The sequence below is a fragment of the Arthrobacter vasquezii genome, from assembly GCF_029455255.1.
Classification (GTDB): domain Bacteria; phylum Actinomycetota; class Actinomycetes; order Actinomycetales; family Micrococcaceae; genus Arthrobacter_D; species Arthrobacter_D parietis.
Window position 1 is genome coordinate 1 of record NZ_JAROKN010000066.1, and the last position, 14,843, is coordinate 14,843.

15 protein-coding genes are annotated in these 14,843 nt (G+C 61.9%); 14 read left to right on the forward strand and 1 reads right to left on the reverse strand.

All coding sequences use genetic code 11. The features are described from left to right. The 12 genes from P4U43_RS15690 to P4U43_RS15745 form a co-directional block, all read left to right on the forward strand. The coding region (locus P4U43_RS15690) for an FtsX-like permease family protein (protein WP_318533040.1) at positions 1–1,124 on the forward strand (1,124 nt) is incomplete at its 5' end. A gap of 10 nt (positions 1,125–1,134) precedes the next feature. After that, positions 1,135–2,046, forward strand: coding sequence for an ABC transporter ATP-binding protein (locus P4U43_RS15695; RefSeq protein WP_277359580.1), 912 nt, complete (start codon positions 1,135–1,137; stop codon positions 2,044–2,046). After that, the gene (locus P4U43_RS15700) at positions 2,043–2,825 is read left to right on the forward strand and encodes an ABC transporter ATP-binding protein (RefSeq protein ID WP_277359581.1); all 783 of its coding nucleotides are present in this window, start codon (positions 2,043–2,045) and stop codon (positions 2,823–2,825) included. Before P4U43_RS15695 ends, P4U43_RS15700 begins: the two co-directional genes overlap by 4 nt. A 160-nt stretch (positions 2,826–2,985) precedes the next feature. Continuing rightward, positions 2,986–3,198 carry a Flp family type IVb pilin gene (locus P4U43_RS15705; protein ID WP_277359582.1) on the forward strand — a complete coding sequence of 71 codons (213 nt, stop codon included), beginning with the start codon at positions 2,986–2,988 and terminating at the stop codon, positions 3,196–3,198. A gap of 104 nt (positions 3,199–3,302) precedes the next feature. Next, positions 3,303–3,686 (forward strand): TadE/TadG family type IV pilus assembly protein, encoded by a 384-nt coding sequence (locus P4U43_RS15710; protein ID WP_277359592.1) that lies wholly within the window; start codon positions 3,303–3,305, stop codon positions 3,684–3,686. Beyond that, positions 3,674–4,660, forward strand: coding sequence for a TadE/TadG family type IV pilus assembly protein (locus P4U43_RS15715; RefSeq protein ID WP_277359583.1), 987 nt, complete (start codon positions 3,674–3,676; stop codon positions 4,658–4,660). Before P4U43_RS15710 ends, P4U43_RS15715 begins: the two co-directional genes overlap by 13 nt. Beyond that, on the forward strand, positions 4,657–5,421 hold the full coding sequence (gene cpaB / locus P4U43_RS15720) for a Flp pilus assembly protein CpaB (protein WP_277359584.1): 765 nt from the start codon (positions 4,657–4,659) through the stop codon (positions 5,419–5,421). The genes P4U43_RS15715 and cpaB overlap by 4 nt, the downstream gene beginning before the upstream one ends. Further along, positions 5,418–6,611 (forward strand): AAA family ATPase, encoded by a 1,194-nt coding sequence (locus tag P4U43_RS15725; RefSeq protein ID WP_277359585.1) that lies wholly within the window; start codon positions 5,418–5,420, stop codon positions 6,609–6,611. The genes cpaB and P4U43_RS15725 overlap by 4 nt, the downstream gene beginning before the upstream one ends. Continuing rightward, positions 6,611–8,083 carry a CpaF family protein gene (locus tag P4U43_RS15730; RefSeq protein WP_277359586.1) on the forward strand — a complete coding sequence of 491 codons (1,473 nt, stop codon included), beginning with the start codon at positions 6,611–6,613 and terminating at the stop codon, positions 8,081–8,083. Before P4U43_RS15725 ends, P4U43_RS15730 begins: the two co-directional genes overlap by 1 nt. A 4-nt stretch (positions 8,084–8,087) precedes the next feature. Then, positions 8,088–9,017 carry a type II secretion system F family protein gene (locus P4U43_RS15735; protein ID WP_318533042.1) on the forward strand — a complete coding sequence of 310 codons (930 nt, stop codon included), beginning with the start codon at positions 8,088–8,090 and terminating at the stop codon, positions 9,015–9,017. A 10-nt stretch (positions 9,018–9,027) separates the two neighbouring features. Further along, a complete protein-coding gene (locus P4U43_RS15740) occupies positions 9,028–9,915 on the forward strand; it encodes a type II secretion system F family protein (protein WP_277359587.1) in 888 nt (295 codons plus the stop codon). A gap of 109 nt (positions 9,916–10,024) precedes the next feature. After that, the gene (locus P4U43_RS15745) at positions 10,025–10,480 is read left to right on the forward strand and encodes an Hpt domain-containing protein (RefSeq protein WP_277359588.1); all 456 of its coding nucleotides are present in this window, start codon (positions 10,025–10,027) and stop codon (positions 10,478–10,480) included. An 18-nt stretch (positions 10,481–10,498) separates the two neighbouring features. On the opposite strand, the gene P4U43_RS15750 is transcribed toward P4U43_RS15745, so the two are convergent. Further along, entirely contained in the window at positions 10,499–11,278 is a 780-nt protein-coding gene (locus P4U43_RS15750; RefSeq protein WP_277359589.1) for a response regulator transcription factor, read from the reverse strand. A 259-nt stretch (positions 11,279–11,537) separates the two neighbouring features. Here P4U43_RS15750 and P4U43_RS15755 point away from each other — a divergent pair, with 259 nt between their 5' ends. Together P4U43_RS15755 and P4U43_RS15760 are read left to right on the forward strand one after the other, a co-directional pair. Then, positions 11,538–13,193, forward strand: coding sequence for a sensor histidine kinase (locus P4U43_RS15755; protein WP_277359590.1), 1,656 nt, complete (start codon positions 11,538–11,540; stop codon positions 13,191–13,193). 127 nt (positions 13,194–13,320) lie between these two features. After that, entirely contained in the window at positions 13,321–14,790 is a 1,470-nt protein-coding gene (locus tag P4U43_RS15760; protein ID WP_277359591.1) for an HNH endonuclease, read from the forward strand. Positions 14,791–14,843: the final 53 nt, after the last annotated feature.

The following is a 14,843-nucleotide window of genomic DNA, read 5'->3' on the forward strand; positions in this document are numbered from 1 at the left end:
GGCTGGTGCCGGTGGCGGCGCTGATCGTAGGGCTCGCCGTCGTGCTCTTTTCCGGCGTGCTGTTGTCGACGTTCGGTGAGGGAGTCACCGATGCTGCACAGGCCGACGTCGGTGCTGACCTCCGCGTCCAGGGCCCGCCGTTCTCGGTGGAGCAGGTTGAGGAGATCCGGTCGGTCGAGGGCGTCGCGTCGGTGGCCGCGGTGACGGATCTGGGGACCCTGCGCGCGGAGACGGGTGGCCGGCAAACCAAGGACGTGAACCTGCTCGCGGCCGATCCCGGTGCGGTGTTGAGTGTCCAGGAGGACCTCGCTGGTGCGTTCCCGCCGGCGTTGCTGAACGCGTTGGAGGGCGATGCTTCGGATGGAGCTCTACCTGTAATCGCGTCGCCTGCACTGGAGCTTGCGGAAGGTACGGCTATTGAGCTGCGTTACCGCGGGACGTCGGTGGACGCGGAGGTGGTGGGCATTGGGCCGGAGGACGTGGTGTTCTCGGCGTCGTCGGTCTGGATGCTCGTGGGTGAGCAGGCGATTGGCTCTGTGCAGGAGCGGACGTTTGAACCGTCCGTGCTTCTGGCTGACCTGCACGATGGCGCAGCTTCTGAGGCTGTCATGGATGCCGTTGCGGACATCGCCGGCGTGCCCGTTTCGCAGCAGACTCCGGAGCAGCAGGTTGAGCGGACGCTGGAATCGGCGTCCGGGCGGGGGCTCCAGCTTGGGTTGTGGGCGGTGATCGGCGCGATGGCCGCGCTGTGTTCGTTGACGATTGTCATGACGTCGGTGGTGAACGCGCCGGCCCGCAACCGGTTGATCGCGCTGCTGCGTACGCTGGGGTTCCCGCCTCGTCGCGATGGTGCGTTGATGTTGTGGGAGCTCGGACCGATTACCGGGGCTGCGGTGCTGGCCGGGACTGCTCTTGGGCTGGTGCTGCCGCTGGTCATTCTGGGTGCGATTGACCTGTCCGCGTTTACCGGCGGTGCTGTGGAGCCGGCGCTGGCACTGAATCCCCTGCTGTTGCTGGGGCTGCTGACTGCGTTCCTGGTGGTGGTGCTTGTCTCGGTGGCGGGTGCTGTGGCGGCTGGTCGGCGGCAGCGGTTGGCTGCGGTTCTTCGAATGACGGATACCTGAGGTGATAACGGTGGGAAACGAAACGCAGCCGCACATCCTGTGTGAGGACGTGGTGCGCATCTTCAAGGGCGAGGGCATTGAGGTGCAGGCGCTCCAGGGGCTCAACCTGACGGTGATGCCGGGTGAGATGACGGCCGTGGTCGGGGCATCGGGATCCGGGAAGTCGACGCTGCTGACCATCCTGTCCGGCCTGGACCGTCCGTCCGCCGGGAAGGCGCAGGTGGCGGGCGTGGATCTGCTGGGGCTCAGCCGCAAGGAGCGTTCGCGGTATCAGCGGGAGACGGTCGGGTTCATCTGGCAGCAGACGCCACGGAACCTGTTGCCCTACCTCACCGCTGCCGAGAACGTGGCGCTGCCCATGGCCATCACCCGCCGGAAGGATGCCGACACTCGGGTGGCTTCGCTGCTCGAGCTGGCCGGGGTGGCGCATTGCCGGAACCGCAAGCCGCAGGAAATGTCCGGCGGGGAGCAGCAGCGGGTGGCTCTCGCCGTCGCGCTGTCGAATGAGCCGAAGGTGATCCTGGCGGATGAGCCGACCGGCGAGCTGGATGAGCACACCTCCGCGGAGGTGCTGGAGGCGATGCGGCGGGTCAATGAGGAGCTGGGTACCACGACGCTGATCGTCACGCATGATCCCACGGTGTCCGAGCATGTAAAACGCACCGTGCAGATCCGCGACGGCCGTTGCTCTACGGAGACCCTGCGCCGGACGGGCCTGAATAACGACGGCGATGAGCACCTGATTGCCGAGGAGTTCGCTGTGATTGACAGGGTGGGGCGGTTGCAGTTGCCGCAGGAGTTTATGGAGAGCCTGGACATGAAGGATCGTGTGCGGTTGGGGTTGGAGCCGGATCATGTGCGGGTGACGCCGGCTTCTGCTGATGGCTCTCCTGCTTCAGGTGCTTCGGAGGAGACGCGATGAGTGACGCTATTGTCGCGCTGCGTGCGGATGGGGTAACGAAAACGTACGGCTCCGGAGAGAGTGCTGTGCACGCGTGCACGGATGTGTCGTTGTCGGTTGCGCCGGGTGAGCTGCTGGTGGTCAAGGGCCCGTCGGGTTCCGGCAAGACGACGCTGTTGAACTGTATCGGCGGATTGGATGAACCCGATAGCGGGAGCGTCTTCGTTGGAGACCTGGAGCTGACGGCAATGCGGGAGCAGGACCGGGTGAGGTTGCGGCAGACGCATCTCGGCTTTGTGTTTCAGTCGTTCGGGCTGATACCTATCCTGACCGCTGCGGAGAACGTCGAGGTGCCGATGCGGCTGGTCGGTATGCCGGCTGCCGAGCGACAGGCACGGGTGGATGAGCTGCTCGATCTCGTAGGGCTGGGAAAGCATCATCATCAGCGGCCGGCGGAGCTGTCGGGGGGTCAGCAGCAGCGGGTCGGGCTGGCTCGGGCGTTGGCGAATCGGCCGAAGGTGTTGATCGCTGATGAGCCAACCGGACAGCTCGATAGTGTCACTGCCGGCACCATGATGGACCTCATCAGCGACCTCGTTCTCAGCCATGAGGTTGCGGCTATTGTTTCCACTCACGACCCGCTGCTGATGCAGCGTGCAGACCGGGTTCTGGAGCTGCATGATGGGCGGATTCTCGGTGCGGGCGCGGGATCTTCAGCGGCCGTTTCGGCGCCTTCGAGCGCGTCGGGAATGATCGAAGTTCCGGCCACCTACAGCGGTCGACGGCGCCGCAAATCCTGACACTGACGCAGGAAAAGCGCAAGAAAGAACGCAGGAAAGGTGACCACGGATAGGGTTCGCTCAGGATTGGTTCAAACTTGGAGTTTTCGGGGATTTCCACTGCTACTTTTTTGGCAGAGCTGGCGATGGGCCAGCCGCCCATCTCGTACAGGAGAAACCCATGTTCAACAACTTCGCCGCTTACCTCGGCACCCTCGCATCGATTGTCAAGGCTCGCGCCTCCCGTGACGAGACCGGCGCAACCGCCGTCGAGTACGGCATCATGGTTGCCCTCATCGCCGTTGCCATCATTGTTGCCGTCACTGCGCTGGGCGGAGGCCTCGATGGACTGTTTGATCGGGTCACCGGGAAACTCACTCCGCTCGCCCCGTAAGCTCCGGCGAATCAACTCGGTTCGTACGCATGGCGACGAAAAAAGCCGTGCGTACGAACCCGGCCCGGATCATCGCAAACAAGCATCGCTACGGAGGATCAGCAATGAACTCGCAACGTGAACGCGGAGCGATAGCTGTGGAAATGGGAATTCTGCTACCCGTTCTTATCCTCCTCCTGCTTGGCATCATGGAATTCGGGCGAGCCTTCAATGCTCAGATCACACTAACTAGCGCAGCCCGTGAAGGTGTCCGGGTCATGGCTATAACTAACGACCCAGTGAAAGCTAAGGCCGCCGCCTCTGCTGCAGGTTCAACGCTCGAGCCCACTCTGACCAACGGGGATTTCAGCCCAGCTCCCACTCCCTGCAACCCGACTGTCACCGGGGAAAATACCACCTTCACCATTAGCTACACACTCAACACTTTGACCGGCATCGCCGGACCATTCACGATGACAGGCAGAGGAACGATGCTATGCGGCGGATAGACCCGGATGGGAAAGATCATGGCGCCGTCGCTGTTATTGTCGCGATTTTGTTGGTCGTCCTTTTGGGATTCGCCGCGATTGTCGTCGATGTCGGAATGCTCTATGCCGAAAAAGCCCAGCTTCGCAATGGCGCCGATGCAGCAGCGCTCAGCATCGCACAGACGTGTGCCGAGGACATCTCAGACCCAAAATGCACGTCATCAGTCTCGGCGGGTTCGCTCGCGAAAGAAATGTCAGATGCCAATGCTCTCGATAATCAGAGCAACCCTAGCAACGTCACGCTCAACGAGGCTGCTGGCAAGGTCTCCGTCACGACGGGGGCACTCGAAGAGGGAACCAGCTCCAATCGAGTCTCGTTGTTCTTCGCTCATGTGCTCGGGGTCACCGACGCAGAAGTGAAGGTGACGTCGCACGCTGCTTGGGGCAAGCCGGTGGCAGGTCCTGCGATCTTCCCCCTGGCGCTCGCCGAATGCAAGCTGGATCTCGCCCCCGCCGCAAGCAACGGATCGGTTCAGTTACTCGAGATGGGCAACAACGGTTGCGGCTGGGTCCCGGGTGGATTCGGGTGGTTGGACACTAATCCTTTGTCCTGCCGAGTATCAATCACAGCCCCATTGAGCGGGTATGTGGGAGCTTGGCATGCTAGTGACCCCGGCGCGAGTGCGCCTTCGGTCTGCGGGTCGTCCGATTTTGATCGAATCAAGGATCAAACGGTGCTGTTCCCGCTTTACGACGCTGAGCGCGGGACCGGTAATAACGCTGAATTCCATATCAAAGGGTTCGCCGCATTCCATGTAACCGCTTATCACTTCGCAAGCTACGACTGGGCTCTGGACGGCACATCCGTCTGCAATAAGTGTATTGAGGGCTATTTCAAGAGATTCGTCACTCTCGACGATGCCTACACCTTGGACCCCAATGCCCCCTCGAACGGAACTAACGTCGTCAAACTTACGCTCGGAGAAGGTTCATGAAGTCCCGCCTGGTCGCCGGCATTGCCGCAGTTGTCCTCGCCCTCGTCGGGGCGATTATGGTATTCAGCTACGCGAATGGCGCCGAGGCGCGCGCGGTTCAGAACCTCGAACCCGTCGACGTGCTTGTTGTTCAGGAAGCCGTCCCTGCTGGGACGCCGGTGGCCGAGCTCGCGACCTCCGTCGTCATCACTCGATTGCCCGGCACCTCTGTAGCTGCAAGCGCTTTGAAGGATCTCGAGAGCTCCCAGGGCTTGGTCACGGCAGTTGAACTTGTACCGGGCGAGCAGTTGCTACAGGAGCGTCTAGTCGATCCCGCCAAGCTGGAAACCAATACCATCGATGTGCCGAACGGTTTTCACGAAATTTCTCTCACTGTGGAACCGCACCGCATTGCAGGCGGCAAGGTCTCGGCAGGAGATGTAGTGGGCGTCTTCATGTCGTTACCTGAAGGCGGTATCGAAGCGCGGCCGGAAGCGGAATCGACTCAACTTGTACTTCCCAAAGCTTTGGTGTCGGCCGTTCAGCGAGCCCCGGTGGTTACCACGGAGGCTGACCCCACTTTGAACGAGCAAGATGCGGCGGCCGCGCAAGCGGAAGCAATGCCCAGTGGTTCCTTGATAGTCACCCTTGCTATCAGCGCAGATGCCGCCACCCGGGTAATTTTCACCAGCGAGTTTGGCACCATCTGGCTTAGCAAGGCAACCGTCGCAGACCCCGACGCGCCTCCCGTGATTATTCAGGACAAGGAACTGTACCGATGAGCCGCTTCCTCCTCATCACCTCGGACAACGCGTTCGAGCAGAAGGTCCGCCTTGCCACAGCGGGCGGGCTGCCGGGCGAGGTCCTTTCTGTGCGGCCAGATCTGCTGGCCCGCCCCGAAGATTTACTCGACCTCGTCGCCGTTCAGCAGCCCGAGGTACTCGTACTCGGTCCGGGCATGGCAGTGGAAGGCGCTTTGCGTCTTGCCACCGTCGTCGATGTCCGCTTCCCGAACGTCAGCCTTGTGCTTATCGCTTCGGATGAATACAGCGTGGCGCTTCAGGCGATGCGTGCGGGAGTCCGCGACGTCGTCGATCCGACGGCCGACATTCCCACCGTTCGCATGCTTCTGGAACGAGCGTGTCATGCATTTGCGAGCCGTGCCCGCACAGAAAACGGGCCCGCTGCTCCCAAGCAGGAGCATGGCCTGGTCATTGGAGTGTTTTCACCGAAGGGCGGTGTCGGTAAGACCACCATCGCTACTAACCTTGCTGTCGGTTTAGGCAAAATTGCACCGATGGGTGTCGTTGTGGTGGACCTTGATCTGCAGTTTGGAGACGTTGCATCTAACCTGTACCTCGACCCGGAGTACTCCGTGCTCGATGCTGTCTCCGCTTCGGCGAGCACCGACACAATGATCCTCAAAGCGTTCCTGACGCCGCACCCCTCCGGGATCTACGCGCTGTGTGCCCCGTCGAACCCGGCTGATGCCGACAATATCTCCGCCGGACAGCTTGAAGTGCTGATCAAACAACTATCGGCGGAGTTCGCGTACGTTGTCCTTGATACCGGTCCCGGGCTGACAGAGCACGGTCTTGCCGCGCTCGAACAGAGCACCGACGCCGTCTGGGTCACCGGGATGGACGTCCCCAGCGTGCGCGGACTCAGGTCGGGCCTCGACGTACTCAGCCAACTGAATCTTTTCCCCGAGACCCGCCACGTGGTCCTCAACTTCGCCGATTCCAAAACAGGCCTTTCCGTCCAGGACATTGAAGCGACTCTCGGCGCACCGGTGAATGTGTCCATCCCGCGGTCACGCGGCATTTCCCTTGCCACCAATCGCGGCGTCCCATTGCTTCAGGAAGAAGTGCGTGATCCCGCCACCAAGAACTTGCGTTCCCTTGTGGAACGGTTCGACCCGAAGTGGCGCGCACGTAGCCAACGCGGTTTACACCGGCGCGTGGTGATCTGATGAAGCTTTCTGAACGACTGAACCAAGCCAACACCTCGGCACCTGCCGTTGTCGATGGAACGCCATCGGTTGGAGTATCCGAGCATCCCACTTCAATCATCGGCGTGCCGGAATTACCTGAAGCGGTCTTCCAGAATGCCGTGGTGACCGGTGCCAGTAGCACAGCCGAAGCACCGGTCACAACGCGCGTGGATGCCTTCGCCGGTCTAAAGCAGCGCGCAGCCGAAGCGCTCTACGAACGGATGGGCGCGCGCTTTAGCGATTCCACTCTCAAGGAGGACGAGCTGCGCGCTGCGGCGCGCGAAGAGCTCAGCCAGGTGATCGACGCCGAGCAGGTACCGCTTACCCCTGACGAGCGCCGTCGTCTCATTCAGGACGTAGCCGACGATGTGCTGGGACTCGGTCCGCTGCAGCGACTGCTCGATGATGAGGACGTCACCGAAATTATGGTGAACCGCTCGGACCAGATTTACATTGAGCGCAGGGGAAAGTTGGTTCTCGCCGACTCAACGTTCCAGTCAGAAGAACAGTTGCGCCGGGTGATCGAGCGCATCGTTTCCAAAGTGGGCCGACGTATCGATGAGTCTTCACCGTTTGTTGACGCGCGTCTCGAGGACGGTTCGCGTGTGAACGCCATCATTCCTCCGCTGGCCGTGAACGGTTCGTCTCTCACCATCCGGAAGTTCAGCAAGACTCCGCTAACGGTCCACAACCTGATCAGCTACGGGACACTCACCCCGGAAATGGCCGAACTCCTAGACGCGTGTGTGAAGGCAAAGTTGAACATCATCGTGTCCGGTGGCACTGGAACCGGCAAGACCACCCTGCTCAACGTGTTGTCCTCATTCCTGCCGCACGACGATCGGATCGTTACGATCGAGGACGCCGTCGAACTTCAAATTCAGCAGCAGCACGTGGTGCGCCTTGAGAGCCGTCCACCGAACACAGAAGGCAAGGGCGCCGTCACCATCCGGGACTTGGTCAAAAACTCACTCCGTATGCGGCCCGACCGGATCGTCATCGGTGAGGTCCGTGGTGGTGAGTCACTGGACATGCTTCAAGCGATGAACACGGGACACGACGGCTCGCTCTCCACAGTGCACGCTAACTCGCCGCGCGACGCAGTTGCACGCCTCGAGACGCTCGTACTGATGGCCGGTATGGACCTGCCGCTGAGGGCCATCCGTGAGCAGCTGGCCTCCGCGGTGAACTTGGTTATCCAGATCTCCCGTTTGCGCGACGGTACCAGGCGCATCACGCATGTGACGGAGGTCCAGGGTATGGAAGGTGATATCGTCACCCTGCAGGACGCCTTCGTATTCGATTATTCCGCAGGCGTTGATTCCTCTGGTCGATTCCTTGGCAAACCGGTTCCTACTGGCATTCGGCCGCGCTTTATGGAGCGGTTCGAGGACATGGGCATTCGGGTCTCACCAGCTGTGTTCGGCACCGCGCTTAGCGGCCAGAGGTAGCTCGATGACTCCTATGTTCCTGTCCGGGACCGCCCTCTGCCTTGTAGCCCTCGGGCTACTCCTGTTTTCCGTGCGTCCGCGACAATCAGCGGTCCCCCTCGACCGTCGTCGTCCGCCGGCTGAGGAATCAGACTCGCAGCTAACCAAGTTTGCCGGCTCGGCCGTGCGGGCAATGGAACGATTCCTCAAGAAGCATCCTCAGCGGCTGTTTCGTCCAGAGGTGCTCGAGACGGCCGGTACGCGCCTAACTCAAGCCGACATTTTCGTGCTCTGCATCGCGGGAAGCATCGTCTGCGTGGTTCTGGCCTCTTTGCTCGGAACAGCTGTATTCGGTTTCGCCATTAGCCCCTGGTTAGCTGCTCATTTCGGCATAGCTGCAGAAATCAAACGACGACGCTCGAAGTTCGACGCTCAACTCGGTGACACCCTCCAACTACTTACAGGTGGCTTACGTGCGGGTCACAGCATCCTACGGGCGATTGACGCCGCTGCTATCGAGGCAGATGCGCCGACCTCCGACGAGATGCGACGCGTGGTCACCGAAACCAGTCTGGGCAAGGACCTGCTTGTCTCCCTACTGGACACCTCCAAACGGATGGAGAGTGACGATTTTGCCTGGATCGCGCAAGCGATCCAGATCAACCGGGAAGTGGGCGGCGATTTGGCAGAAGTGCTTGATCAGGTAGCCGCCACCATCCGCGAACGCAGCGAGATCAAAGGGCAGATCCGGGCGTTGGCGGCCGAAGGCAAGTTTTCAGCCTACATATTGGTAGCCCTGCCCTTTGGCATCGGAGCCATGCTGATGCTCGTAAGCCCGGGATATGTAGACCCGTTGGTCACCGAACCTCTTGGCTGGGTCATGATTGGCGCCTCATTGGTCATGATGACCATCGGGTGTCTGTGGCTACGCAAAATCATCGATCTGAAATTCTAGGAGGGCGGCAATGAACCCGGTTGTACTGGCATCGCTGCTCCTCGTCGCTGCTCCCCTGGGATACCTCGGCTGGGCCCTGCTCAGCCCTGGGAACCAGACGAACAAGGACGTCCAGGAGAACTTGCGTCGAGGCGTCCGAAAGGCCGAAGAAGCACAGGGCACCACACATCCCGGCGCATTGGCGCGCATAGGCCACGCGATTACGCCGTCGCAATACGTACAGAAGCTGGACAAGTTACTCGCGCTAGCTGGTCGCCCTGCGTCACTGCCGCTCGGCAAAGTGTTGGGAGCCAAACCCGCCCTGTGCCTGATTGCGGCCGCTCTCGGGTTGCTGATGACGAACGTGGCCCAGAAACCGATCATTACCGTCCTGGCCATCTTCCTTACGCTGCTCGGTTACTTGATCCCAGACCTCCTCCTCTACAGCAAAGGTCAGGAGCGGCAAAAAGCCATGCAGCTGGAACTGGCAAACACGCTGGACCAGATGCTCATATCGGTCGAGGCCGGCCTCGGCTTCGAGAGCGCCATGCAGCGCGCAGGTGAAACCGGCAAGGGCCCGCTAGCAGAGGAACTCGTCCGGACGCTTCAAGACATGCAGGTGGGACGCAGCAGACGCGAGTCATATCTGGCGCTCGCCGACCGGACGAGTATTCCAGAGCTCCGAAGCTTCGTGAAGGCTATAGTTCAAGCGGACGCCTACGGCATTGCCCTGAGCGGTGTGCTTCGCACCCAGGCAAAGGTGATGCGCGTGAAGCGGCGCCAGCGGGCGGAGGAGAAGGCGATGAAGCTGCCGGTCATGGTGCTGTTCCCGCTGCTCTTCTTCATCTTCCCGGTGCTGTTCATCATCATTCTCGGCCCAGCAGTCATCAACGTGATGGCAACGCTGAGCGGCTCCTGAGTTCAATAGTTCAAATCCACTTAGTACGCAAGCCGAAGAATTCCGCAATGTTTGCACAGCATCATGCAATTCCCGCTCTTCTCCCATTTTGTGAAAGTAGCGTTAGCCCATGGCCCTCTCCCGCCCCAGCGCAGATGACGACGACGCAGAGTCCCTGCGCGCCGTCGGCGCTGAGCCGCGGAGAGCCCCGGGCGGCAGCCACCGTGTAGACAGGACACCTCTCGTGGATCCCAACGTGCTCCATGACCTCGAGGACCAACTCGACAGCCCCGCCGCTGCCCGGGCGTTTGTGCGCGACTACGTTGCCGTCTGGGACGAACGCGACCTGCGAATATCCTCCGCCATTGCGCGCCGGAACCAGGCCGCCTCACTCGACGCCGTGCTCAGCCTGAAGATCACGTCCACCATGGTTGGAGCCACCCAGCTTGTCACGCTGGCAAGCGCGCTGGAAAAACTGCTCCGTGAGGGCAAACTGGAAGAGGCTGAGGCTGCACTCCCGCATGTTCACCGATGCGGAGTACGCACCATGCGTGAGCTAAGACTGCTGCACCTCAACAAGCCGTAAGAATTAAGCCCTGAAAACTCAGTCCACGCGCCGGGGCACCAGCCGGTAGCCCACACCCCGCACGGTCATCAGCCAGCGGGGACTTCGCGAGTCCTCCCCCAGCTTTCGGCGCAGGTTCCCGATATGAACCTCAATGGCCCGCTCATCGGCCTCGCTGATATAGGTATCCGTCCGGTAGTACTGCCCCCGCACCACGCGCACCAGGTCGCCCTTGGTCCGCACGGCGCCGGAGCTGCGCAGCAACTCGTGCAGCAGATCGAACTCGCTCCGGGTCAGCACCAGTTCCTCACCGCGCACGGTCACGGTGCGCGTGTCCTTGTCCAGTTCGAGGCCGTTGTGCCGCAGCACTGAATCTGGACGCGGCGGAAGGTTCGGCTCCTCAGCGGCGGGCGCCGTCGTCGTCGTTGGCTGTTCCTCGCTGAGTCCGCCGCGCGGCCTGCGCAGCATTGCGGCGATGCGCGCCCGCAGTTCACGCGGGCGGAAGGGTTTGGTGACGAAGTCATCGGCGCCGGACTGCAGCGCGGTGAGAGTGTCGATCTCCTCGTTATGCGCGGTCAGCATGATCACGTAGCAGTCGCTGAGACCGCGGATGCGGCGAAGCACCTCGTAGCCGTCAATGTCCGGAAGCCCTACGTCGAGGGTAACCAGCGTCGGGTTATGCTCCTTGACCGCTGCCACGCCATCGCGGCCCTCGGCAGCGGTATGGACAACGAATCCCGATTGCGTGAGCACCGTGCTCACAAGGTTGCGAACGTCGAGATCATCCTCGACGACTACCGCCACACCTGGATCTGGCACTATCTCCTCCTGGCCCCGACAGAACTGTGGTTGTTCAGTTCATCACAAAAGGACGAAACACCGCGACGAGCAGTGAACCGCCGCAACGTGCTACACAGCATACGCGTGCAAAGGTGTTTACGGTCACAATATCGGAACTTTGTGAACCGGTTAGGAGTTATGGTCCTTCTGCTGTATCCGGTGGCCACATAATGGATGGTATGTCCTGGTCTCGGAGGCATGTCCCTACTGTTCTGTGTGCGCGCGCCAAGGCGGCACCGTGAGCGATCGCGTGATGTTCCTGAAAGTGAAGCGCGCCTACTCGAACCTGCAATTCCGCACTCGGGTAGGGCTTTGCGAGCTGCCCCTGGCGCTCCTGGTGGCCGTCATTGCCATCATCGCTGCCATCGTGGCGCCCTCCCTACTGGTAGATCCCCTGTTCCTTGGCGGGCTCCTCCTGCACGCAGGCCTGCTGGCGGCGGCCTTCCTGGCTCCATGGGAGAAGTTCCGCGAGGGTTCCTACGTGGCCATCCCGCTGCTGGACTTCGTGGCCATCTCGCTGACCCGCAATGGCGCAGCTGAGGTGCTTCCGGGCCTGAGCCTCCTGGCCATTTTCCCGGTGATCTGGCTGTCTGCGTCCGGGATCAAGCCGTCACTGAGCCTGCTGTCCAGCTTCGCCGGCCCATTCCTGATCCTCGGCGTTGCTCCCCTGCTGGGGCTCGCGCCACTGAGCCAGTTCGGCACTGCCGTGCTGCTGAGTGTGGCCATGGCTACGGTGTGGACCTCGTTGCGCTTCGCAAGCATGAACTCCGTCTACAGCCAGCGCAAACTCGAAGCATCGAAGGCCGAGGTAGACCGCCTTCAGGGCGAAAACAACGAACGCGAGCTGCTCCTCGAAGCCATCCTCGACACAATCGACGTCGGCCTCGTAGCCCTCGACGCCAACGGCAACCGCACCCACACCAACCGCCAGCAGCGCTCCTATGACCTCCTAGTCCAGGCAGGCAATACCAACGACGACGGCGCCAGCCACCTTTACGCTGCGGACAAATCCACTCCCGTGGCGACCGCCCGGTATCCCGTGCAGCGGGCCGCGGCCGGCGAGACGTTCGCCAACTATCTGGTGTGGCTCGGGCCGAAGGACAACCAGCGCGCCGTGTCTACGGCCGCGACGGCCATGAAAGACGGCGACGGCCGGTTCACCGGATCGGTGATCGTCTCCAACGACGTGACGGACATGGTCGAGGCGTTGAGCGCCAAAGAGGACTTCGTGTCCAACGTGTCCCACGAACTCTGGACGCCGCTCACCTCGATCATCGGGCATCTTGACCTGGTGCTCGACGACGATCACGACCTCCCGCAAAACGTCACCCACCAGCTCTGCGTTGCCCGCCGCAACGCGGAACGGCTGTACGCGCTGGTGTCCAACCTGCTTGCCTCCGCGTCCGGCGCCGCGAGCGTCCATCTGCGGCCAACCGATCTCACCGGCCTCGTTGAGCACAGCATCGAATCGGCGTGGCCGCAGACCACAGGCACCGGAGTGACCCTCGAGGCGGATGTCCCCGACATCCTGTGGACCACGTCGGATCCGCTGCGGATCCGTCAGGTGCTGGACAACCTCATTTCCAACGCGATCAAATACTCGCCCGACGGCGGCACAGTCACCGTCCGCGCACGACAGCACAGCGACGCTGCTCTGCTCGAAGTGCAGGACACCGGCATCGGGATGTCGCCGAATGAGACCACACAGATCTTCGGCAAGTTCTTCCGCACTGCGGCGGCCCGGGAGTCGTCCATTCCGGGCGTGGGGCTTGGCCTATCCATCACCAAGGCGATCGTCGACAGCCACGGCGGGACCATCCGGTGCAGCAGTCAGCCAGGTGCCGGAACCACGTTTACGGTGACCCTGCCGCTCCACCGGTCGGAGCAGAACTAGCTTCTTCGGGGCCTACTCTTCGGGGCCTACTCTTCGGAGCCTTCCGTGCCGAGCTGGGTTCCGGTGCTTTGGGGGCTGTGTTTGGGCGTCTGGCGGTTTTGTCAGTGGCAGGTGATGGAATGTTTTCATGGCGGGGAAGCATTCGGGTTGGGTGTCTGAGGAGACGGCGTTGTGGGCGTCGGATTCCGTCATGGGCCCGTTGGCTGGGCAGTTGTCGCATCATCCGGTAACCAAACGGGATCTTGAGGCGTCGCTTGAGTGTGTGGAGGAACTCGCTACGTTGCGGGCCTGGGTCGATGCCCAGGAAGCGAAGCTGCTGACCCGCATAGCCGAGCTCACTGTAGGGTCCCTCATGGAAGACGGATACGGCACCCTTGTTGCGCAGGAGTACGGGGAAAGCCTCGCGGCCGCTGAGATCGGGCCGGTACTGCGAATCCCGGACGCCTCGGCCGGGAAGCTGATTGAGCAGTCGAAGCTGCTGGTGAACTTCTTCCCCGCCACCGTCGAAGCGCTGCAACTCGGGAAGATCTCCCGCCGGCACGCGTTGACCGTGGCGCAGGAAAGCTGCGGTGTTTCCGAGCAGGAGATCCCGGACTTCGAGGAGCAACTACTGGAGATTGCACGGGGAACAACGGTGGCGAAGCTGGCCAACCGTGCCCGGCGGCTGCGTGAACGGATGCACCCCGAGGCGCTGACCGTACGGCGGGAGAAGAAAGTCCGTGAACGTTCCGTCGCCGTGGATCCTGCCGGCGACGGGATGGCGTGGTTGAGCGCTTACCTGCCCGCCGAGGAAGCGTATGGGATCGAGTACCGGATCGACGTGACCGCCCGTGCCTTGAATGGTCCGGATGAGCCGCGGACGTTGAGCCAGTTGCGGGCAGATGTTTTCTCGGACCTGCTCACCCACACGTGTGCCACCGATCCGACGACCACCACAGCGAACCGCCAGCCCGCTTTGGGGTCCGGTTCCTCCTCCGGACCAAGTGCCGGGGCCTCCTCCGTGCCTTTTCCTGGGTCCTCTGCCGGGTCCTCCTCCGTGCCTTTTCCCGGGTCCTCTGCTGGTTCCTCCTCTGATGGGTATCGCGGTGTGGCTGCGCGGGTGTTCGTCACCGTGCCGGTGATGACACTGCTCGGCGGGAATGAGCCCGCCGAACTCGACGGATATGGGCCCATCGATCCGGACACGGCCCGGAAGCTTGCCGGCCACGCGCCGTCGTTCACACGGCTGCTGACCCACCCGGAAAGCGGAGCTGTCCTCTCGGTTGGCAGGACCAGGTACAAACCACCCAAAGACCTGCAGGACTGGGTACGGGTGCGGGACAAGACCTGCCGGCATCCTGGCTGCAACCGGACAGCGGTACGGTGCGAAATCGACCACACAACACCATGGTCCCAGGGCGGAGAAACCTGCGCAGACAACCTCGGGGCGTTTTGTAAACGCCATCACGTGTTCAAAACCATGGGTTTCTGGAAACACCGGCAACCAGTCGAAGGCACCATTATGTCCACCTCCCTCACCGGAAGGACCTACACCACCCACCCCGAGCCGATCCACGCCCAAGCACCGCCGCAGGCGCCCGCGCCGCCGCCCTTCTAACGGAACGGACGCGGCGGGCCGATGCGGAGGCACCACCCTTCTAACTGACGCGG

Bases quoted from the DNA above. Each gene is read 5' to 3' on its own strand.
- P4U43_RS15735 (WP_318533042.1), top strand. From the start codon at position 8,088: ATGACTCCTATGTTCCTGTCCGGGACCGCCCTCTGCCTTGTAGCCCTC.
- P4U43_RS15740 (WP_277359587.1), top strand. From the start codon at position 9,028: ATGAACCCGGTTGTACTGGCATCGCTGCTCCTCGTCGCTGCTCCCCTG.
- P4U43_RS15705 (WP_277359582.1), top strand. From the start codon at position 2,986: ATGTTCAACAACTTCGCCGCTTACCTCGGCACCCTCGCATCGATTGTC.
- P4U43_RS15710 (WP_277359592.1), top strand. From the start codon at position 3,303: ATGAACTCGCAACGTGAACGCGGAGCGATAGCTGTGGAAATGGGAATT.
- P4U43_RS15715 (WP_277359583.1), top strand. From the start codon at position 3,674: ATGCGGCGGATAGACCCGGATGGGAAAGATCATGGCGCCGTCGCTGTT.
- P4U43_RS15745 (WP_277359588.1), top strand. From the start codon at position 10,025: ATGGCCCTCTCCCGCCCCAGCGCAGATGACGACGACGCAGAGTCCCTG.
- P4U43_RS15730 (WP_277359586.1), top strand. From the start codon at position 6,611: ATGAAGCTTTCTGAACGACTGAACCAAGCCAACACCTCGGCACCTGCC.
- P4U43_RS15760 (WP_277359591.1), top strand. From the start codon at position 13,321: ATGGCGGGGAAGCATTCGGGTTGGGTGTCTGAGGAGACGGCGTTGTGG.
- cpaB (WP_277359584.1), top strand. From the start codon at position 4,657: ATGAAGTCCCGCCTGGTCGCCGGCATTGCCGCAGTTGTCCTCGCCCTC.
- P4U43_RS15725 (WP_277359585.1), top strand. From the start codon at position 5,418: ATGAGCCGCTTCCTCCTCATCACCTCGGACAACGCGTTCGAGCAGAAG.
- P4U43_RS15700 (WP_277359581.1), top strand. From the start codon at position 2,043: ATGAGTGACGCTATTGTCGCGCTGCGTGCGGATGGGGTAACGAAAACG.